This is a genomic window from Nonomuraea sp. NPDC049486 (genome assembly GCF_040676925.1).
Lineage (GTDB): Bacteria > Actinomycetota > Actinomycetes > Streptosporangiales > Streptosporangiaceae > Nonomuraea > Nonomuraea ferruginea.
Genome location: NZ_JBFAPV010000014.1, coordinates 78,799 through 98,119, shown reverse-complemented (window position 1 = coordinate 98,119; position 19,321 = coordinate 78,799). Strand labels below are relative to the sequence as shown.

General features: G+C 70.9%; 20 protein-coding genes. 6 read left to right on the top strand and 14 right to left on the bottom strand.

Annotation, left to right across the window (positions count from 1 at the left end):
* Positions 1-106: 106 nt before the first annotated feature.
* The 9 genes from AB0K05_RS33785 to AB0K05_RS33745 form a co-directional block, all read right to left on the bottom strand.
* Positions 107-868 carry an isoprenyl transferase gene (locus AB0K05_RS33785; RefSeq protein WP_148029171.1) on the bottom strand — a complete coding sequence of 254 codons (762 nt, stop codon included), beginning with the start codon at positions 866-868 and terminating at the stop codon, positions 107-109.
* Positions 869-922: 54 nt separating this feature from the next.
* Positions 923-1,480: a hypothetical protein gene (locus AB0K05_RS33780; RefSeq protein ID WP_271275809.1), complete on the bottom strand. Its 558-nt coding sequence runs from the start codon at positions 1,478-1,480 to the stop codon at positions 923-925.
* Positions 1,481-1,495: 15 nt separating this feature from the next.
* Positions 1,496-2,344, bottom strand: a complete 849-nt coding sequence (locus AB0K05_RS33775) for an amidohydrolase family protein (RefSeq protein WP_364234630.1) — start codon at positions 2,342-2,344, stop codon at positions 1,496-1,498.
* A 39-nt stretch (positions 2,345-2,383) separates the two neighbouring features.
* A complete protein-coding gene (locus tag AB0K05_RS33770) occupies positions 2,384-3,442 on the bottom strand; it encodes a TIGR04222 domain-containing membrane protein (RefSeq protein WP_364234628.1) in 1,059 nt (352 codons plus the stop codon).
* Between the two features lie 15 nt (positions 3,443-3,457).
* Positions 3,458-3,805, bottom strand: coding sequence for a hypothetical protein (locus tag AB0K05_RS33765; RefSeq protein WP_364234626.1), 348 nt, complete (start codon positions 3,803-3,805; stop codon positions 3,458-3,460).
* On the bottom strand, positions 3,802-4,626 hold the full coding sequence (locus tag AB0K05_RS33760) for a DUF692 domain-containing protein (RefSeq protein ID WP_364234623.1): 825 nt from the start codon (positions 4,624-4,626) through the stop codon (positions 3,802-3,804). Before AB0K05_RS33760 ends, AB0K05_RS33765 begins: the two co-directional genes overlap by 4 nt.
* Positions 4,613-5,428, bottom strand: a complete 816-nt coding sequence (locus AB0K05_RS33755; protein ID WP_364234819.1) for a TIGR04222 domain-containing membrane protein — start codon at positions 5,426-5,428, stop codon at positions 4,613-4,615. The genes AB0K05_RS33760 and AB0K05_RS33755 overlap by 14 nt, the downstream gene beginning before the upstream one ends.
* Before the next feature lie 230 nt (positions 5,429-5,658).
* Positions 5,659-7,524: a phosphoenolpyruvate carboxykinase (GTP) gene (locus AB0K05_RS33750; protein WP_364234620.1), complete on the bottom strand. Its 1,866-nt coding sequence runs from the start codon at positions 7,522-7,524 to the stop codon at positions 5,659-5,661.
* A 214-nt stretch (positions 7,525-7,738) separates the two neighbouring features.
* The gene (locus AB0K05_RS33745) at positions 7,739-8,272 is read right to left on the bottom strand and encodes a hypothetical protein (RefSeq protein WP_148029165.1); all 534 of its coding nucleotides are present in this window, start codon (positions 8,270-8,272) and stop codon (positions 7,739-7,741) included.
* Positions 8,273-8,368: 96 nt separating this feature from the next.
* Between AB0K05_RS33745 and AB0K05_RS33740 the strand changes: the two genes are divergently transcribed.
* Entirely contained in the window at positions 8,369-9,520 is a 1,152-nt protein-coding gene (locus tag AB0K05_RS33740) for a hypothetical protein (RefSeq protein WP_187280935.1), read from the top strand.
* On the opposite strand, the gene AB0K05_RS33735 is transcribed toward AB0K05_RS33740, so the two are convergent.
* Genes AB0K05_RS33735 through mca form a run of 3 tightly spaced genes read right to left on the bottom strand, consistent with a single transcriptional unit; the run spans position 9,506 to position 10,909 of the window.
* Positions 9,506-9,799 carry a GNAT family N-acetyltransferase gene (locus AB0K05_RS33735; protein WP_148029164.1) on the bottom strand — a complete coding sequence of 98 codons (294 nt, stop codon included), beginning with the start codon at positions 9,797-9,799 and terminating at the stop codon, positions 9,506-9,508. The genes AB0K05_RS33740 and AB0K05_RS33735 overlap by 15 nt on opposite strands.
* A complete protein-coding gene (locus tag AB0K05_RS33730) occupies positions 9,800-9,982 on the bottom strand; it encodes a hypothetical protein (protein WP_261808297.1) in 183 nt (60 codons plus the stop codon).
* Positions 9,983-10,024: 42 nt separating this feature from the next.
* A complete protein-coding gene (gene mca / locus AB0K05_RS33725) occupies positions 10,025-10,909 on the bottom strand; it encodes a mycothiol conjugate amidase Mca (RefSeq protein ID WP_148029163.1) in 885 nt (294 codons plus the stop codon).
* 138 nt (positions 10,910-11,047) lie between these two features.
* Between mca and AB0K05_RS33720 the strand changes: the two genes are divergently transcribed.
* The 4 genes from AB0K05_RS33720 to AB0K05_RS33705 all read left to right on the top strand — a co-directional run bounded on the left by AB0K05_RS33720 (position 11,048) and on the right by AB0K05_RS33705 (position 15,323).
* On the top strand, positions 11,048-11,467 hold the full coding sequence (locus AB0K05_RS33720) for a DUF4307 domain-containing protein (protein WP_148029162.1): 420 nt from the start codon (positions 11,048-11,050) through the stop codon (positions 11,465-11,467).
* Positions 11,468-11,575: 108 nt separating this feature from the next.
* The gene (greA, locus tag AB0K05_RS33715) at positions 11,576-12,076 is read left to right on the top strand and encodes a transcription elongation factor GreA (RefSeq protein ID WP_148029161.1); all 501 of its coding nucleotides are present in this window, start codon (positions 11,576-11,578) and stop codon (positions 12,074-12,076) included.
* The gene (locus AB0K05_RS33710) at positions 12,076-13,335 is read left to right on the top strand and encodes a C40 family peptidase (protein ID WP_364234615.1); all 1,260 of its coding nucleotides are present in this window, start codon (positions 12,076-12,078) and stop codon (positions 13,333-13,335) included. The genes greA and AB0K05_RS33710 overlap by 1 nt, the downstream gene beginning before the upstream one ends.
* Before the next feature lie 35 nt (positions 13,336-13,370).
* Entirely contained in the window at positions 13,371-15,323 is a 1,953-nt protein-coding gene (locus AB0K05_RS33705) for a thioredoxin domain-containing protein (RefSeq protein ID WP_364234612.1), read from the top strand.
* A gap of 12 nt (positions 15,324-15,335) precedes the next feature.
* On the opposite strand, the gene AB0K05_RS33700 is transcribed toward AB0K05_RS33705, so the two are convergent.
* The gene (locus tag AB0K05_RS33700) at positions 15,336-17,453 is read right to left on the bottom strand and encodes a transglycosylase domain-containing protein (protein WP_364234610.1); all 2,118 of its coding nucleotides are present in this window, start codon (positions 17,451-17,453) and stop codon (positions 15,336-15,338) included.
* A gap of 101 nt (positions 17,454-17,554) precedes the next feature.
* Positions 17,555-18,040: an Lrp/AsnC family transcriptional regulator gene (locus AB0K05_RS33695; protein WP_148029157.1), complete on the bottom strand. Its 486-nt coding sequence runs from the start codon at positions 18,038-18,040 to the stop codon at positions 17,555-17,557.
* 103 nt (positions 18,041-18,143) lie between these two features.
* Here AB0K05_RS33695 and hppD point away from each other — a divergent pair, with 103 nt between their 5' ends.
* Positions 18,144-19,253 carry a 4-hydroxyphenylpyruvate dioxygenase gene (gene hppD / locus AB0K05_RS33690; RefSeq protein WP_364234606.1) on the top strand — a complete coding sequence of 370 codons (1,110 nt, stop codon included), beginning with the start codon at positions 18,144-18,146 and terminating at the stop codon, positions 19,251-19,253.
* The last annotated feature ends 68 nt before the right edge of the window (positions 19,254-19,321 follow it).

Sequence of the window (19,321 nt, the reverse complement as noted above, 5' to 3'; positions counted from 1 at the left end):
TTCCGGCCCCCTCGGCTCGAATCGGCGCAAAGGCGGGCCCTTTCCGGAATGTCCGGCCTTTGACCGGACACTTCCAACGTTACGTCCCAAGTGCCGGGATGTCCCGTTATGAACCGTAACGCCGGTGTCTCGCGGCGTAATCCCGCAGGGCTCGCAGGAAGTCCACCCTGCGGAAATCCGGCCAGTAGGCCTCGTGGAAGTAGAACTCAGAGTGAGCGCTCTGCCACAACATGAAGCCCGACAGGCGCTGCTCGCCCGAGGTCCGGATGAGGAGGTCCGGGTCGGGCTGGCCGCGAGTGTAGAGATGCTCAGCGATGTGTTCGACATCGAGACCCTCCACGAGGTCCTCGATGCTCGCGCCCCTGCTCGCTTGCTCCTGCAGGAGTGAGCGCACCGCATCGGCAATCTCACGCCTTCCTCCATACCCAACTGCAACGTTCACAATCAGGCCGGGACGGTGCGATGTCACTTCTTTTGCGTTCTTCAGGACATTGGCCGTGCGGTCCGGCAGCAGGTCCAGCGCCCCCACAGGGCTGATCCGCCAGCCCTGGTCGACCAGCTCCTGGACGACGTCCTCGATGATGCGCAGCAGCGGCTCCAGCTCGTTGGGCGGCCGGTTGAGATTGTCGTTGGACAGCATCCAGACGGTGACGACCTCGACCCCGGTCTCGCGGCACCACGTGAGCAGCTCGGAGATCTTGTCGGCGCCCTTGCGATGCCCTTTGGCGACATCGGTCATGCCCATGGCACGCGCCCAGCGGCGGTTGCCATCGATGATCACCCCGACGTGCCGGGGGATGCTGTCCTTGGACAGCTTGGCCTCCAGCCGGCGCTCGTACAGCCGGTAGACCAGGTCGCGCAGGCTCACGGAGTCCCTCCCCAGCACTGCCATGTACAGGTCGGAAGACCCGACAGGCCATTATCACCGTGTTTCGCCCGTGCCCGTGCCCTGAACGCGGACCTTGCCCGGGTCCGTATTGCCCAGGCAGCCCTCGGCCTCGTCCACCAGAGCGCGCACGAACCCCGCCAGCTCACCGGAGGTGAGGATCGCCCGCGTGCCCAGGCCGCCCACGCCCCACGCCTCCACGAAGGCCCTGCGGGTCAGCCGCCACTCGCCGCGCTGCTCAGGCCGGGGTGTCCAGAGGGGGATCGTGCGCAGCTGACAGCGCAGCTCGCCGCCCGCGACGCCGCCCCACCTGCTGCGGTACCGGAACGAGAAGAGTTCGGCCCCGCCCTCTTCCGGCGGGAACCGGTCGTCGGGATCCGGCCACCGACCAGCCTGCCCGTGGTCGCGCCGGGCCGCCTCCACGCCGCGCGCCAGGCGCGCTAGCCGCCACGCGCACCGCTCGCCGACGGTCCCGTACGGGACGCCGTCGTGGCACAGCTCCAGCGTGACCTCGTACGGCATGCCCGCGCTGTCGTTGCAGAGCACCGGTGTCACGGAGAGAAAGGAGCCGTCGGCGCAGCGTAGTCCCACCACGCCGGTTCCCTTCCCTCACGAAGGCGGGTGAATCTCCTGGTCAAGGCCATAGACGCGGGCGGCGGTCGCGCCGAAGACCTGCTCGGCGCCGGCGCCGCCGAGCAGCGCGCGGGCCGCCTCCAGGACTGTCCGGTAGTCGGCCGCCAGCAGGGCGACCGGCCAGTCGCTGCCGAACATCAGCCGCTCAGGCCCGAAACACGCGACCGCGTGCTCCACGTACGGCCGCAGGTCCTCCACCGACCACCGCTCGTGGTCGGCCTCGGTGACCAGGCCCGACACCTTGGCGAAGACATTCGGGTACGCGGCCGCGGCGGCGATCTTCGTGGCCCACGGCTCCCACGCGCGGTCCCTGATCCGCGGCTTCGACAGGTGGTCGACGACCAGCTTCAGCCCAGGATGGCGCCCGGCCACCGTGACCACGTGATCCAGGTGCCTGGGCAGCAGCGACACCACGTCGAACGCGAGCCCGGCCGCGGCCAGCAGCCCCAGCGACTCCAGCACCCCGTCGCGGACCAGCCAGTCGGGGTCGGGCTCGTCGTGGATCAGGTGGCGGACGCCGACGAACTTCGGGTGCGGCCGGTAGCGGTCGAGGGCCTTCGCCGCCTCGCCCGGGTCGGTCAGGTCGATCCATCCGACGACTCCGGCGATGAACGGGTGCGTGTCGGCGTGCGCGAGCATCGCGTCCGTCTCGGCGCGGGAGTCGGCGGCCTGCACGAGCACCGTCCGATCCACCCCGGTGGCGCGCAGCTCAGGGATCAGGTCCTCGGGGGCGTAGGTGCGGTAGAGCACGCCGGAGGCGGGGGTCAGCCAGGGGTACTCGACGGTCTCGAGGTTCCAGAAGTGCTGGTGCGCGTCCACGATCACAGGGAAAACCTAGGATCTCTGCACCGCCCCCGGCAAGAGTCACCCGCCGCATCCCCCGCACCCGCCGCCTCCGCAACCGGAGCCTCCGCCGTCGCCTCCCGACCCGAAGTCGCCGCCGCCGTCGCCCGCCGGGTCGGTGCCGAGGCCGAACACGGTCCTGTCCTCGCCGGTGCCACCGCCGCAGGCGCCCGCCCCGCAACCCGCGGACCCGTCCTGCACCCGCTTGAGCTCCGCCACGACGCGCGCGTCGTCCAGGTGCTCCAGCCCGAACACCGCGACGGGCGCGAAGGCGAGGATCCGGCCACCGCCCTCCGCGTAGGCGTCCCGCGCCTCCAGCCGCCCTTCACGTACCGCGTAGGCGTCCCGCGCCTCCAGGAGCCGCTCACGTCCCGCGTAGGTGAGCAGATTGTCCATCACCGCCCGCTTGCGCCGGTGCAGCCGCACCCCCCGCGCCCCCATCACGACGAAGACACCCGCCGCGCCGAACAGCACGAAGGCCACCTCGCCCGACAGCTGGGCGACCGGCACGCCCGCGAGCGCCGAGGCGACCGCCACCCCCATCGTCACCCACGACCAGCGGCGCAGCCGACGGAGCAGCGTGCGTACCTGGGCCAACTGGTCGTCCCCGGCCAGCAGCGCCATCCCCTGGAGCCGGTGCCGCACCGCCTCCACCTCCCGGCCCGCGGAGACCTCGCGCCGCGCCTCGGGCACCCCGAGCCGCCCGCCGTGCCGGTCGACGGCGTCGAGCAGGGCCCGTTCGACGTCGTACTCCCCCGGATCAGCCCCGGCCACCCGGTGCAGCACCCCGCCCCTGGAAAGGCGCAGCCGCCCGGTGCCGAGCAGCGCGGCCAGGCCGGTGTTCACCACCCGCAACGGCCCGCCCGCCAGAAAGGCCAGCTCGTACGTGCCGAGCCCGCGCCCCCGCCTGTCCCGCGCGCCGCCGCGCATGCGCCGGTACGCCTCCTCCGCCTGCGACGCGATGCCGGAGACGGACATGCCGAGAAGAGCGCCGACGACCACGGCGAGAGTCAACGCGATCATGAACGCCACGACGGCCTCCACCGAGAGAATCGAGAGCGGGTCGCGCTCCGATGCCATGGTCTCGCCGGGAAGTCAGCGACGCAGCAGCCGTGACCACCAGAGTCTGCTACCGGCGGGCCGTGTCCTCGCCCGCCGCCGGAGCCAGGCGGCGAAGTCGTCGGCGTCCGCCCGGTAGCCGGACGGCGGCTCGGCCCGCTCCGCCGCGTAGGCGGCGAACAGCGCCGCCAGGTCGTCCCCGGCAGCCGCCGCGGCGTCCGGACGCAGCCTCGCCACCACGCTCCTCCGCTTGGCCACCAGGCTCCGGGCCTGCACCCGCATCCGCTCGGCGTCGAACCCCTCCGGCACCTCACCCCCGGCCACCAGGGCGGCCACCACCCGCCCCTGCCGCTCCGCCAGCCTCCGCCGCGGCTCCTCGTTCACGAGGGGATCCTCGTCATGGCGGCGGCGACGCGGGACAGCTCGGCCGCGAGCGCGGCGTCGCTCGGGTAGGTGTCGTCCCATTCCAGCAGGACGCCCGGCGGGGCGGCGCGGGCGCAGAGTTCGGCCAGGACGTCCAGGATCGCCTCGGGCACCGTGGCGGTGTGGGTGTCGTGCCAGAGCCCGCCGTGCTCCTCCCCGCCCGCGACGTGGACGTAGGCGAGCCGCGAGAGCGGCAGCCGGTCCAGCGCCTCGACGGCGGACAGGCCGAGGTTGACCTGGTTGGTGTAGAGGTTGGCCACGTCGACGAGCAGCAGCACGCCGGTGCGCTCGACCAGCTCGGCCAGGAACTCGGCGTCGGTCAGCTCGTCGTCGGGCCAGCCGAACAGGGCCGCCACGTTCTCCAGGGCGAGCGGCACCGGAAGGGCGTCCTGGGCGCGGCGCACGTTCTCGGTGACGACGTCGAGCGCCTCCCGGGTGCGCGGCACCGGCAGCAGGTGGCCGGCCTCGACACCGCCCGCCCTGACGAACGCCAGATGCTCGCTGACCAGCGGCGAGTCCAGCGCCAGGGCGCACTCCGCCAGGTGGGCCAGCCGGGCGGGGGAAGGCGGTTCGGCGCCGCCGACGCCGAGTCCGACGCCGTGGGGCACCACGGGCACGCCGCGCCCGCGCAGCACCCGCAGCGACTCGGGCAGCCGGGCCGGCCGGATGTGCTCGGCGACCACCTCGACGAACTCCACCCCGGGCAGCCGCTCGACGGTCAGGTCGATCTCGGCCCGCCAGCCGATCCCCAGCCCGAGCCTGGGCAGCTCAGCCGCCGCCACCGCAGCCACCTCCTCCGCAGCCCGACCCGCCGCCGCCGTCCCCGCCGCCGGAGTCGCCGTGGGAGCCGCACGCGGCGGCACCGCTCGACACGGGCGCCTTCTGCCGGCGGGACGACCTGGCCAGCTCAGTGAACCGCGGCTCGTCCCGCCCGTCCAGACCGTGCAGCGCCACCGGGATCGCGGGGCCGAGCCGCTCCTGGGAAGCCGTCAGCGTCTCTCGCCCGTACCGCTCCAGCACCTGGCGGCCGGCCCACGTGGGCGCGTCGCGCAGGGCGCGGCGCTCGCCGGCGTGGCGGGTGAAGCCGACGACGCCGGTCGCCGCCATGGCGAGCGTGCTCAGACCGGTGAACCCGTCGGGCGCGAGCACGGACGCGACGGCCCCCACCGCCGCCATGCCCCAGGCCAGTACGGGGACGGCCAGCAGGAGAGCGAGCTTGGCGCGTACCGGGCCGGTGCCGGACGGCCGGTGCACCAGCCCAGCGCTCACGAGCCGCCGCCGCAGCCCGGCCACCTCGGGCCCACGCGCGACGGTCCGCAGGGGACGCCCCGCGTCCATGCCGCCGCGGCAGGCCCGTACGGCCGCGAACAGGGCGCGCTCGACGTCGGCGGCGGGCTCAGCAGCCCCGGCGACGGCGTGCAGGTCGCCTGTCCTGTCGAGGCGCAGCGCCTCGTCCGCGATGAGGACGGCGGCGGCGGTCTCGGCGACCCGCCACGGCCCGCCTGCCAGGAAGGCCAGCTCGTACACGTCCAGGCCGGCGGACGGAGCGGGGCCGGGCCCGGTGCGGTGGGCGTCGAGCCGGATGTCCCCGGATTACCACGTTCACCCGACGTCAGAATCGCTTTCCTGACATGATTCCTGCGTTCGAAACGGGCAGGGCTTGTCCGTCGCCTCTCAGTCCGGGGAGCGAGAAGCCGCTCCCTGAGGGAGCGGAGGAGTCACAAAGAACTCCTCCCGTGTGGAGAGGGTTCCCGCCGAAGCGGAAACGCGATGGCGCCGGCCGTCACGGGGACGACCGGCGCCGCGATGATCGATCAGCCGAGGCGGTCGAGCAGCGCCTGGTGCTCCTCCCACAGCTCCTTGGGCAGCTGGGCGCCGAACTTCTCGAAGTGGGCCGGGATCAGCGCGGCCTCCTCGCGCCAGACCTCGCGGTCGACGCCGAGCAGCGTGCGCAGGTCCTCCTCGGACAGGTCGAGCCCGTCGGTGTCGAGCGTCTCGGGCACCAGCCCGATCGGCGTCGGGACGGCCTTCGCCTCGCCGTTGAGCCGGTCGACGATCCACTTGAGCACGCGGCTGTTCTCGCCGAAGCCGGGCCAGATGAACCTGCCGTCGGCGTCCTTGCGGAACCAGTTGACGTAGTAGATGCGCGGCAGCACGACGTCCTCGCGCCGGCCCAGCTTCAGCCAGTGGCCGAAGTAGTCGCCCATGTTGTAGCCGCAGAACGGCAGCATGGCGAACGGGTCGTGGCGCAGCTCGCCGACCTTGCCTTCGGCGGCGGCGGTCTTCTCGGAGGCGACGTTGGCTCCGAGGAAGACGCCGTGCTGCCAGCTCAGCGATTCGGTGACCAGCGGCACCGCGGTGGCGCGGCGCCCGCCGAACAGGATCGCCGAGATCGGCACGCCCTTGGGGTCCTGCCATTCCGGTGCGATGGTCGGGCACTGGGAGGCCGGGGTGGTGAAGCGGGCGTTCGGATGGGCCGCGGGCTCGCGGCTGTCCGGCGTCCAGGACCGGCCCTTCCAGTCGGTCAGGTGAGCGGGCGGCTCCTCGGTCAGCCCCTCCCACCACACGTCGCCGTCGTCGGTCAGCGCGACGTTGGTGAAGATGCTGTTGCCCCAGAGCGTCCTGATCGCGTTGGCGTTGGTGACCTCGCCGGTGCCGGGCGCGACGCCGAAGAACCCGGCCTCCGGGTTGATGGCGTACAGCCGCCCGTCGTCGCCGAAGCGCATCCAGGCGATGTCGTCGCCGATGGTCTCCACCTTCCAGCCGGGAATGGTGGGCTGCAGCATGGCCAGGTTGGTCTTGCCGCAGGCGCTCGGGAAGGCGGCGGCGATGTAGCGGACCTCGCCCGACGGCGGGGTCAGCTTGAGAATGAGCATGTGCTCGGCCAGCCAGCCCTGGTCACGGGCCATGACGCTGGCGATCCGCAGCGCGTAGCACTTCTTGCCGAGCAGCGCGTTGCCGCCGTAGCCGGACCCGTACGACCAGATCTCGCGGGTCTCCGGGAAGTGGCTGATGTACTTGGTCGTGCTGCACGGCCAGGGCACGTCCTCCTGGCCCGGCTCCAGCGGCGCGCCGACGCTGTGCACGGCCTTGACGAAGCTGCTGTGCTCATGGTCGCGCTTGCTGCGGCCTCCGTTGGCTCGTTCCTCGCTCTCTCCGGCCTTTCGCGCCGCTCCGCGCTCCTCGATGAGCCGCAGCGCCCTGTCGCCCATGCGGGTCATGATCCGCATGGACACCGCGACGTACGGCGAGTCGGTGATCTCGACGCCGACCTGGGAGATCTCTCCGCCGAGCGGCCCCATGCAGAACGGCACCACGTACATGGTGCGGCCGCGCATGCAGCCCTTGAAGAGCTCTCCGAAGGTCTCGCGCATCTCGGCGGGCGCGATCCAGTTGTTCGTCGGGCCGGCGTCCTGCTCGCGCTCCGAGCAGATGAAGGTACGGTCCTCCACCCGGGCGACGTCGCTCGGGTCGGAGGCGGCGTAGAAGCTGTTGGGCCGCTTCGCGAGACGCGTGAACGTGCCCTGGTCGACGAGGAGGTTGGTCAGGCGCGTCCACTCCTCCTCCGAACCGTCACACCATTCGATCCGGTCCGGTTGGGTAAGCGCGGCTATCTGATTGACCCAGGTGACCAATTCGACGTTGCTGGTCGGGGCGGGAACTTCCACGGTTACAGACACGACAGCGGCTCCTCCACTCTCTCAGGGCTCGCTCATCATTAACGACGAGGACACCCGGAAGCCAATTGGCGTAGACCTCTTGGCCCCGGGCGTCGCCGCAGGCAGCGGCCTTGACGACTGGGGGACCCTACCCATCGCGACAGGGTTTAAAAAGAACTCACCAGCCCACTGGTATATACCAATGCGGCTGGTCTAAACCAATTCCGCAAATGGTTTAGTCCATTCTCCGGGAATTCACGTCGGGCCCTTCGGACCGCACCCGGTCGACATGTTGCAGCGCGTCGCGCAGTTCGGCCAGCCAGGTGTCGGCGTTCTGGCCGACGAGCCGGACGCACCAGGCGAGGGCGTCGCTGCGGCTGCGCGCCACGCCGGCGGCCACCAGCGTGTCGAGAACCTGACGCTCCGGCTGCCGCAGCCTGGTCATGACGGGCACGGACAGTGTGGTGAACATCACAGCCTGGCCGCCGCAGGTGACGCCCCAGGAGACCTTCTGGCGGAACCTCCGCTCGGCCTCCTTGGCGATCTCGACGCGCCGCTCCCTGGTCTCCTCGCGGAAGCGCCCGATCAGGCCGTCGATGAGCGCGGCCCGCTCGCCCTCGTCCATCTCGCCGGGCGGGTCGGGCAGCGTGCCGAGAACCGCGATCTCCTCGCGGTCCCTGATGATCTCGGGCGCGCCGGTGAACCAGCCCTCGGGGAGCCGCCCGGCGAACCATCCGCGCACCTGCGCGGTGCCATCGTCGCTTGCCATGTAATCACCATTACACAGTTGCGAGGAAAAAGCACCCCCTCCCCGCACGGTCCTGGCAGGTGCGGGGGCCGGGGGTGGGGGCGTAGTTTACGGAGCGTGGACCTGGAATTCGTCAGCCGCCACGCGGGCCGCCCGGCCGCCGCGCTGACCCGCAGAGATCTGGCCAGGGCGCTGCTGGCCGTGCCCTCGGGCGTGGCGCTGGTGGCGCTGCCCGACCTGCGCAGGGCCATGATGGCCGCGGGCAACCCGCTGTCCCGCCCGTTCTGGGAGTCGGCCAGGACCACGCTCGCCGCCATCGAGTCCGGCGCGGCCACGGTGGGTGACGTCCAACGCTGGGTCGAGTCGACGGGCACCGAACCCATCCTGATGACGCCGAGCTACTTCGTCTGGCCGGAGGAGAACGAACGCGGGCCGGTGGCCCACGAGATGCACGACCGGCTCGTGGCCCACCTGGAGGAGCGGGTGCGCGCGGGCGAGATCGACCCGGACGCGCTCGCGTCCGGCGATCTTCAAGCCCGCAGGGCGTACGAGGAACTGCAGGAGAGCTGGCTGGCCACGCCGCTGCCCGATGGGCGGGTGCCGGGGTTCTCGGTGAGCGACGAGCAGGACGAGGAGCTGTTCGCGGCCTGGGACGAGGAGGAGGAGTTCGCGCTGTCGGAGCTGCGGCGCATCCTGGGCGAGCTGGTCAAGCAGCCCGAGCTGCCGATCGCCGAGCTCGACCGCGCCGTCACCCGCCTGCGCGAGCTGCTGGCGGTCGCGGGCTACCCGGGCAACGTGCTGCGGGCCTGCGCGGGCTTCGAGGGCGAGCCGATGCCTGACGACGACGTGGAGCTGTGGCTGACCGTGGCCGCCGGCGTCGCCGGGCCGGTCTCGGACCTGCCGGAGGAGGGCGACCTGCTGGAGGAGTTCGCCGACCTGAACGGCGAGGTCAGCCTGGAGGACGAGATGATGGCCCACATCTGCGCCATCCAGCACGCCGACTGGCTCGCCGCCGTGACGGCGCTGGCCCGGATGGGGCCCGGCGCGCTCGCCTCGCCGGAACGCATCGCCCGCCTGATCGCCGAGTCGGAGGACATCGACGCCGACGAGCAGGACTCCGACGACCTGGCCTCGACCGAGAGCCTCTTCAGGCCGGTGGTCGCGCTGTGGGCCCAGCTCGGCATCGTCGACGAGGACGACGTGCTCACGCCGCTCGGCTGGTGGGGCCTGCCCAAGGCGTTGGAGCGCGCCTGGTCAGCCGGTGACTGAGGGATCGAGCAGGTCCTTGTAGGCGGGGTTGCGCTCGATGTAGCCGGCGACGTACTCACACCGGGGCACGACCTTCAGGCCGGTGTCGCGGGTGAGGTCGAGCGCGTGCGCGACCAGCCGGCCCGCGAGCCCCTGCCCGCCGTACTCGGGCAGCACCTCGGTGTGGGTGAAGACGACCTTGGTGGGCAGCAGCAGGTAGTCGGCGAACCCGGCGACCTTCCCGTCCACGCGGATCTCGAAGCGGCTCTTCCCCGGGTTGTCGACGACCTCTTCAGACATCTACTCGGCCTTCTTCTCGAGCTCGCGCTCCTCGTCCTCGAGGTCGCGCTCGTGGGGCACCTCGATCTTGCCCATCTGCTTGTTCATGGACTTGACCAGGAAGTAGAGAGCGAACCCGAGAAGGGCTACCACGACGAAGCCGAGCAGGCCCGGGCTGACTTCACCTGCTGCTAGAACCATCACCCTTCCAGTCTGCCACCCGGGGGTCGTGCCCGGACCTCCGGATCAGTGGCAGGCCGGGGACGTCTCCTCGGCGTGGATGCCGGAGAACAGGTCGTCCTCGGGCAGACCGGTGTCGACGAGCGAGCGGGCCAGGTGGTAGTCCTCCGTCGGCCAGATCTCCTGCTGCAGCTCGCGCGGGCAGACGAACCACCAGCCGTCGGGGTCGACCTGGGTGGCGTGCGCCATGAGCGCCTCGTCGCGGATCTGGAAGTAGTCGCCGCAGGGCACCCGGGTCGTGACCTCCCACTTGGCGGGGCGGTCCTCCCAGCGGGCGATCCAGTCGCCGTACGGGGAACCCATGTCGCGCTCCTGCATGGCCTCGTGCAGCGCCTCGAACCGGGCCCGGTGGAAGCCCATGTGGTAGTAGAGCTTGAGCGGCTGCCACGGGTCGCCGGTGCCGGGGTAGCGGTCGGGGTCGCCGGCCGCCTCGAACGCCTCCACCGACACCCTGTTGGTCATGATGTGGTCGGGGTGCGGGTAGCCGCCGTCGTCGTCGTAGGTGAGGATCACGTGCGGCCTGAACTCCCGCACGGCCGCCACCAGCGGGGCCGCCGCGACTTCGAGCTTCTGCAGCCCGAAGCAGCCCTCGGGCAGCTCCTCCTCCTCGCTCTCCGGCAGCCCCGAGTCCACGAAGCCCATGAACCGCTGCCGCACGCCGAGGATCTCGCGCGCCCGGTCCATCTCGGCCTTGCGCACCCGGGCGATGTCGGCCACGATCTCGGGCCGGTCCATCTTGGGGTTGAGCACGGAGCCGCGTTCACCACCCGTGAGGGTACAAACCAAGACGTCAACGCCTTCGCGGACATAGCGCGCCATCGTCGCGGCGCCCTTGCTCGACTCGTCGTCGGGGTGGGCATGGACGGCCATCAACCTCAGCGGTGCACTCACGGGCTCGACGTCTCCTCAGACACATGGACCGATCAGTCGCCCACAGAGGCTAGTTTCTGCTGGGCGGTCGCGAGGGCATGACCCCCGCGGGCGACAATTGTCTCGGATAACGCCGAGGGAGTGCAGGGAGATTCCACCATGGCCACCAGAGATGCCGGGAACGGCCCAGTTCTCGGCACACCCGACGACTTCCCGGACCGTCCCGAGCGAGGCGGCCGGATCGTCGTGCACGTCGTCATCGGCGTGCTCGTGGCCATCATCGCCGGAGGCTGGGGCTACGTCATGTGGTCGATGAACGGCAGCGCCAACGGGGCGATCGCCCAGGTAGTCTCATTCCACGTGCGGGGGCCGTCAGAGGCCGAGATCGCGTTCACGGTGAGCAAGCCCGACGACCGCGAGGCGGTGTGCCGCATCCGTGCGATGGACGTCCACCACGTGGAAGTGGGCAGCAAAGAAGTAAGAATCCGGCCTGGTGAGGGTACGAAGCAGGTCAAGGAACGCCTGGGCACCAGCGCCGAGGCGACTTCCGTCCACATCCAGTACTGCAATCTCGTATAGTGAGACATTTGGGGAAGCGTTCGTGCGACTGACTTGTTAGCCTTTCGCAATTCAACCGTACGTAACCTTCAGTGATCTCAGGGCCCCCTAGGCAAGCAAGGAGAACCCGTGGCCGACTCTCGCGATGAGAACGTCACATGGCTGACGCAGGAGGCGTACGACCGCCTGAAGGCCGAGTACGAATATCTCTCGGGGCCCGGGCGCGTCGATATCGCCAAGAAGATCGAGGCCGCCCGGGAAGAGGGCGACCTGCGCGAGAACGGCGGCTACCACGCCGCCAAGGACGAGCAGGGCAAGATGGAGGCGCGGATCTTCCATCTGCGCCAGATCCTCGACAACGCGCGCGCCGGCAAGCCGCCCGCGGCCGACGGCATAGTCGAGCCGGGCATGACCGTGACCATCCGGTTCGTCGGCGACGACGACGAGGTCACCTTCCTGCTCGCCTCGCGTGAGGAGAGCGGCGCGCCGATCGACGTCTACTCCCCCAAGTCACCGCTCGGCGCCGCGATCAACGGCAAGAGGATCGGTGACAAGGCGACCTACAGCCTGCCCAACGGCCGCCAGAACACCGTCGAGATCCTCGAGGCCGTGCCCTACATCGGCAACTGATGCACCCCGAACGGCACCGCCGGGCCCACCAAGGCCCGGCGGATCTCACGCGCGGTGGCTCCGGCATCCGTCAGGACCTCGGCTTCCTGCTGAGGTCCCGCAGACGCCGTGACCACCGCCGTCTGATCCCGTTCATCGTGGTGACGCTGGTCGCGGTGCTCACGGCCGACGTGCTGCTGCTCACGGAGAACCGTGAGGCCGCCGACGAACCGGCCGCCGCCGAGCCCGTACGTGCCCGCCAGACGCCCCAGCAGAGCCTGATGGCCGACGCCCACACCGTGCGGCCGGTGGCGCCGGTCGGCAGGCTCCACAAGCCGCACGTGTTCGTGGTCACGCGCAAGCCGTTCAGCCAGAAGCAGTTACAGAAGATCGCCCGCCTGTCCGGGATCCGCGCGATGGAGCTGGCCGACGCGGCCAGCGTCATGCTCGACGGGAAGCGGGTGCAGACGCTGGCCGTCGAGCCGTCGACCTTCCGCGCCTACACGCCGAAGGTGACGGCCACCTCCGACCCGTTGTGGAACAACGTGGCCGCGGGTGACGTCGCGGTCTCGTTCGTGCTCGGCAACGACGGCGGCCTCAGCCTGCACCGCAAGATCAACGGCCCGTCCGGGCCGCTGCGCATCGGCGCCTACGCCACCACCGGCTTCGGCGCCGTGGACGCGGTCGTGTCCAAGGACACCGGCCGCGAGCTCGGGCTGCCCCGCGACAACGCGCTGATCATCAGCGCGCCCAAGGCCGACTCGGCGAGGCTGCGCGACCGGGTGCTCAAGCTGCTGCCCAAGGGCACCCAGGCGGCCCTGGTCAACCCCGTGCGGCCGCAGCCGCAGGTCAGGGCCCGCGACTGGCCCACCGGGGCGTTCATGACCGGAGACCAGCTCACCGTGGCGCTGCGGGCCGCCGCCTCCAAGCTGGGCAGGCCGTACGTGTGGGGCGCCGAAGGGCCTGACAGCTTCGACTGCTCCGGGCTCGTGCAGTGGGCCTTCGCCCAGGCCGGCATCAGGATGCCGCGGGTGACGCACCAGCAGTGGGTCACCGGCCCGCAGGTGCCGCTCTCGCAGGCGCACCCGGGCGACCTGCTGTTCTGGCGGCACGACCCGACCAATCCCGGCTACATCTCCCACGTGGCGATCTACTGGGGCGACGGCAAGATGCTGCACGCCCCGCGCACCGGCGACGTGGTGAAGATCGTCCCGGTCAGCACCCGCAACCTGGCCGGGGTCGTCCGCGTCAGCCCGCAGGCCGCGGCGAAGGTCCGCTGACCCGCCCCCGGAGGAGCATGTGAGAGCCTGAACTTATGAACAGGCTCGGTAGTGAGACGTCTCCCTACCTCCTTCAGCACGCAGGGAATCCGGTCCACTGGTGGCCCTGGGGCGAGGAGGCGATGCGGGAGGCCAAGCGGCGTGACGTGCCCCTGCTGGTCAGCGTGGGCTACTCGTCCTGCCACTGGTGTCATGTCATGGCTCACGAGAGCTTCGAGGACCCCGCGACCGCCCGGCTGATGAACGAGCACTTCGTCAACGTCAAGGTCGACCGCGAGGAGCGGCCCGACGTCGACGCCGTCTACATGAGCGCCACCCAGGCGATGACCCAGCAGGGCGGCTGGCCGATGACGGTGTTCGCCACCCCGGAAGGCCACCCGTTCTACTGCGGCACCTACTTCCCCCGCCCGCAGTTCCAGCGGCTGCTGACGGGGCTGCACAACGCCTGGACCACCGACCGCGACAACGTCCTGAAGCAGGGCGCCAAGGTGGTGGAGGTGCTCAACTCCGGCACCGCCCTGCCCAACGGCCCGCTGCCCACGGCCGAGACGCTGGAGCAGGCCCTCGCCAACCTGCGCGAGTCGTTCGACCCGGTGCGCGGCGGGTTCGGCGGGGCGCCGAAGTTCCCACCGTCGATGGTGCTGGAGTTCCTGCTGCGCTCGGGCGAGCGCGAGATGTCCGGCAGGACCCTGGAGTCGATGGCCCGCGGCGGCATCTACGACCAGCTCGCGGGCGGGTTCGCCCGCTACAGCGTGGACGCCGGCTGGGTGGTGCCGCACTTCGAGAAGATGCTCTACGACAACGCGCTGCTGCTGCGGGTCTACACCCACTGGTGGACCGCGACGGGCGAGCCGCTGGCCCGCCGGGTCGCGCTGGAGACCGCCGGCTGGCTGCTGCGCGAGCTGCGCACCCCCGAGGGCGGCTTCGCCTCCGCGCTGGACGCCGACAGCGAGGGCGAGGAGGGCAGGTTCTACGTCTGGACCCCCGAGCAGCTGCGCGAGGTGCTCGGGCCCGACGACGGCGACTGGGCGGTGCGGGTCTTCCAGGTGACCGGCACGTTCGAGCACGGCACGTCGGTGCTGCAGCTCCCGGAGGAGCCCGACGACCCCGAGCGGCTGGCGCGGGTGAGAGAGCGGCTGCTCGCCGCGCGGGAGCTGCGGGTACGTCCTGAACGCGACGACAAGGTGGTGGCGAGCTGGACCGGGCTGACCATCGCGGCCCTGGCCGAGACCGGCGTGGTGTTCGACCGGCCCGACCTGGTGGAGGCGGCCACGGCCGCGGCGGTGCTGCTGGACGAGGTCCACGTCGACGGCGGCAGGCTGCTGCGCACCTCGCGTGACGGGCGGGCGGGGCGCAACGCCGGCGTGCTGGAGGACTACGCCAACCTGGCCGAGGGGCTCATCGCGCTCTACGGGGTGACCGGGGAGACGCGCTGGTTCCGGCTGGCGGGCACGCTCCTCGACACCGTGCTCGACCGGTTCGCCGACGGCACCGGCGGGTTCTACGACACCGCCGACGACGCCGAGCGGCTGTTCCAGCGCCCGCAGGACCCCACGGACAACGCCACGCCCTCCGGCCAGTACGCGGCGGCGGGGGCGCTGCTGTCCTACGCGGCGCTGACCGGGTCCGCCCGCCACCGGGAGGCGGCGCACGCCGCGCTCGGCACGGTGTCGGTGCTGGCCGGGAAGCACGCCAGGTTCGCCGGATGGGGGCTGGCGGTGGCCAGGGCGGCGCTCGACGGGCCCGTCGAGGTGGCGGTCGTGGGCCCGCCCGGCGATCCGCGCACCCGTGCCCTGCACCGCGAGGCCTACCTGTCCGGCTCCCCCGGCCTCGTGGTCGCTCCCGGGCCCGCCCCGGACGACGCCGTGCCGCTGCTGCTGGGGCGCGACCTCATCGGCGGGGCGCCGGCGGCGTACGTGTGCCGGGGGTTCACCTGCGAGCTGCCGGTGACGACCGCGGAGGACCTGCGGGCCCAGCTGAGCCGGTGAGGGCGCCGGAACTCAGTCGAAACGCGGGCCGCCGTCGCCGTCGGTGGCGGCCGTCGGCTCGGGGACGGACTCCTCGACGGAAGGCGGCCCGAAGTCCTGGTCGAACGTTTCTGACCGGCGGGCGTCGTCCTCAGGTTCCAGGTCGGCGGGCGGCTCCTCGTCCGTGAACGGCGGCTGGGTCGGCTCGGCCGTGGGCCCCTCGTCCCACTGCTCCGGCTCGCGGGACCGCGTGTCGTCGCGCCAGCCGCGATCCTGGTCGCGCGGCTGGTCGTAGCCGGGCGCGTGGCCCACGCCCTGCGGCTCGGGGAACTGCTCGACCGGCTCGCCGTCCATGGCCTCGGCCATGAACGCCCGCCACACCTGCGCGGGCAGCTGGCCGCCGAACTGCACCCCGTAGCCGGGGATGTTCACGGTCTCGTTGTCGTCGCGGAACATGTTGACGGCGGTCGCGAGCTGCGGCGTGAACCCGTTGAACCACACGGCCTTGGAGTCGTCGGTGGTGCCCGTCTTGCCCGCCACGGGACGGTCGTAGAGGCGGGCGGCGGTGCCGGTGCCGTACTCGACGACCTGCCGCATGGCGTAGACGGCGTCGGCGGCGGCCCCCTTGCCGATCGCCTGGGAGGCGGCGGGCTTGACGACGTCCTTCACCCCGTCGGCGTCGGTGACCGACTTGATCACGTGGGTCTCCATGTGGACGCCGGCGTTGGCGAGGGTGCCGAAGCCGGCGGCGTTCTGCACGGCGCTGACCGAGGCCACGCCGAGCGGGAACGAGGCGGCGTCCACGTGCTGTTCGAGCTGCTCGGCCGGGATGCCCATGGCCTCGGCGGTGGCGGCCACCTTGCGCGGCCCGACCTTCTGGGCCAGGTCCACGAACGCGGTGTTGACCGAGTTGCGGATGGCGCTCACCAGGTCGATCTGGCCGTAGGAGCGGCCGCCGTCGTTGGGGATGGGATGGTCGGGGTCGGCCGCCACGCGCATCGGCGAGTTGCCGTCGACCCTGGTCGACAGGCTCAGCCCGTTGTCCAGCGCCGCCGCCAGCGTGTAGGGCTTGAAGGTGGACCCGGCCATGACCTTGGCCGAGAACGCGTTGTCGTACTGGGACTTGTCGGGGTTGCCGCCGTAGAAGGCGACCACCTCGCCCGTGTCGGGGGCGACGGCCGCCAGCCCGGTGCGCACCTTCTTCGGCGTGGCCTGCGGCAGCGTGCCCTTCACGGCCCGCTCGGCCGCCTCCATGAGCTTCTTGTCGAACGTGGTGACGATCTTCAGCCCGCCGCCGTTGATGTCCTCGTCGCTGTAGCCGCGCCGGTTGAGCTCGTCGGTGACCTGCTGGAGCATGTACTGAGCCTGGCCCTTGAGCTGGAACGGCTTCTTCGGCTCCTTGAGCTCGGGGAAGCGCTGCGCGGCCGCCTCGTCGGCGCCGAGCGCGCCCGTCTCGGCCATGGCCCTGATCACCGACTGCCAGCGGGCCTTCGCCGCGTCGAGGTCGGCGCCCTCCGGGTCGGCGAACCGGGACGGCTGCTGGATCACCGAGGCCAGGTAGGCGCCCTGGGCCACGTCGAGATCGTCGACGCCCTTGCCGAAGTAGGCCTGGGCGGCTGCCTGCACGCCGTTGGCGCCCCGGCCGAAGTAGATCGTGTTGAGGTACTGCTCCAGCACCCAGTCCTTGGACTGGGACTGGTCGACCTTGATCGAGATCATGATCTCTTTGGCCTTGCGGACCACCGAGCGTTCCTGGCTCAGGCCGCTGTAGTAGTTGCGCACGAGCTGCTGGGTGATGGTGGAGCCGCCCTGGAGCTGCTGCCCGGTGACGGTGGACCACAGGGCGCGCGCGGTGCCCTTGACCGAGACGCCGCTGTCTTCGTAGAAGGAGCGGTTCTCGGCGGCGATGACGGCGTCGCGCACGTGCCGGGGCACCTTGGCCAGCTCGACGTTCCTGCGGTCGATGCCCTGCCGGGCGATGACGGTCTTGCCGTCGCGGTAGTAGATGACCGAACCCTGGGCCGTCGCGTCCTCCTGCGTGCTGTCGGGGATGGGCGTCAGCGCCCACGCGACGCCGAACAGCGCCGCCAGCACCAGGACCCCCGCCGCGACCACGATCAGCAGCCAACGGAGCACTCGCCGTTTTCGCATCGCCGTCTTCACCACCCGGTCACGCCTCCCCGACCCCCCGTCATCTGGGCGAACGTCAAGGGTAAGCGCTCGATAACGGTGCCTCGTCCCTTCGGGTGATGCTACGGCTCGCGCATCGCCCGGCGTGGGACATCGGCGACCAACGGCAGCACCCGGTAGGGAACGGGAGTGTCCAGGGCGACGATCGAGGAGGTCCTGAGCACGCCCCGGACCTCGACGATCTCGTCGATGACGCGCTGGAGATCGGCGTTCGTCCGCGCCACCACCCGGCACATGAGGTCGCTCCCGCCGGTGACCGTGTGGACCTCCAGCACCTCGGGGATGTGCGCCAGCCGGTGCGCCACCGGGTCGTGGCCGGACACCTGCCGGATCTCCAGCAGCACGAACGCGGTCACGTCGTAGCCGAGCGCCACGGCCGAGACGTCCGGCCCGAACCCCGTGATGACGCCCCTGGACATGAGCCGGTCCAGCCGCGCCTGGACGGTCCCCCTGGCCACGCCGAGCCGGCGCGAGCACTCCAGCACGCCGAGCCTCGGCTCGGCGCTCAGCAGCGCGATGAGCCGGGCGTCCAGTTCGTCGATCGTCATGATGTACAGATTCTCCGCGGTACAGGCCGGTCAACTAGGCAGATTGTCCACTCATTCAAGCAACTCTTGCGCAACTCGTCCAGATATATCGAGAGTTGTCGGTATGAGTGATGTCTTTCCGGTGAACGGTATGCACGCCGTGGTCTTCGCTGTCGGCAACGCCAAGCAGTCCGCCCACTACTACTCGACCGCGTTCGGCATGAGGCTGGTGGCCTACCGCGGGCCGGAGAACGGCAGCCGCGACGAGGCCGCCTACGTGCTCAGTTCCGGCGGCGCCACCTTCGAGTTCCGTGCCTCCCTCCGGCCGGGCACGGACCTGGCCGGACACGTGGCCGAGCACGGCGACGGGGTGATCGACCTCGCGCTCGACGTGCCCGACGTGGAGGCCGCCTACCGGCACGCCGTCTCCCACGGCGCCCGCGGGCTGGCCGAGCCGCACGTGCTGGAGGACGAGCACGGCAAGGTGGTGGTCGCCGCCATCGCCACGTACGGCCAGACCCGCCACACGCTGGTCGACCGGTCCAACTACACCGGCCCCTACCTGCCTGGTTACGCGGCCGCGCGGCCCCTCGTGGCCCCGCCCGCCACCAAGTCGGGACGGCTGTTCCAGGCCGTCGACCACTGCGTCGGCAACGTGGAGCTCGGCAAGATGGACGAGTGGGTGGCGTTCTACCGCGAGGTGATGGGCTTCACGAACATGGCCGAGTTCGTCGGCGACGACATCGCCACCGAGTACTCGGCGCTGATGTCGAAGGTCGTGGCCGACGGCTCGCGCAAGGTCAAGTTCCCGCTCAACGAGCCGGCCGTCAGCCGCAAGAAGTCGCAGATCGACGAGTATCTGGAGTTCTACGGCGGGCCGGGCGTCCAGCACGTCGCGCTGGCGACCAACGACATCCTCACCACGGTCGACCACATGCGGGCGGCCGGGGTCGAGTTCCTCGACACGCCTGACTCGTACTACGAGGACCCCGAGCTGCGCGCCCGCATCGGCACCGTGCGCGCGCCCATCGAGGAGCTGAAGAAGCGCAAGATCCTGGTCGACCGGGACGAGGACGGCTATCTGCTGCAGATCTTCACCAAGCCGGTGCAGGACCGGCCCACGGTGTTCTTCGAGCTCATCGAGCGCCACGGCTCGCTGGGTTTCGGCAAGGGCAACTTCAAGGCCCTGTTCGAGGCGATCGAGCGTGAGCAGGAGCGCAGGGGCAACCTCTGAACCGGGTTCCCATGAGCGGGTGGCGATCAGAGGTTGACCGAGCGTACTCTTCTGATCACTGACCGGAA

Coding starts and splice junctions, on each gene's coding strand:
- AB0K05_RS33770 (WP_364234628.1), bottom strand. CDS start 3,442: ATGGCATCGGAGCGCGACCCGCTCTCGATTCTCTCGGTGGAGGCCGTC.
- AB0K05_RS33705 (WP_364234612.1), top strand. CDS start 13,371: ATGAACAGGCTCGGTAGTGAGACGTCTCCCTACCTCCTTCAGCACGCA.
- hppD (WP_364234606.1), top strand. CDS start 18,144: ATGAGTGATGTCTTTCCGGTGAACGGTATGCACGCCGTGGTCTTCGCT.
- AB0K05_RS33735 (WP_148029164.1), bottom strand. CDS start 9,799: ATGTCTGAAGAGGTCGTCGACAACCCGGGGAAGAGCCGCTTCGAGATC.
- AB0K05_RS33700 (WP_364234610.1), bottom strand. CDS start 17,453: ATGCGAAAACGGCGAGTGCTCCGTTGGCTGCTGATCGTGGTCGCGGCG.
- AB0K05_RS33695 (WP_148029157.1), bottom strand. CDS start 18,040: ATGACGATCGACGAACTGGACGCCCGGCTCATCGCGCTGCTGAGCGCC.
- AB0K05_RS33710 (WP_364234615.1), top strand. CDS start 12,076: ATGCACCCCGAACGGCACCGCCGGGCCCACCAAGGCCCGGCGGATCTC.
- AB0K05_RS33745 (WP_148029165.1), bottom strand. CDS start 8,272: ATGGCAAGCGACGATGGCACCGCGCAGGTGCGCGGATGGTTCGCCGGG.
- AB0K05_RS33720 (WP_148029162.1), top strand. CDS start 11,048: ATGGCCACCAGAGATGCCGGGAACGGCCCAGTTCTCGGCACACCCGAC.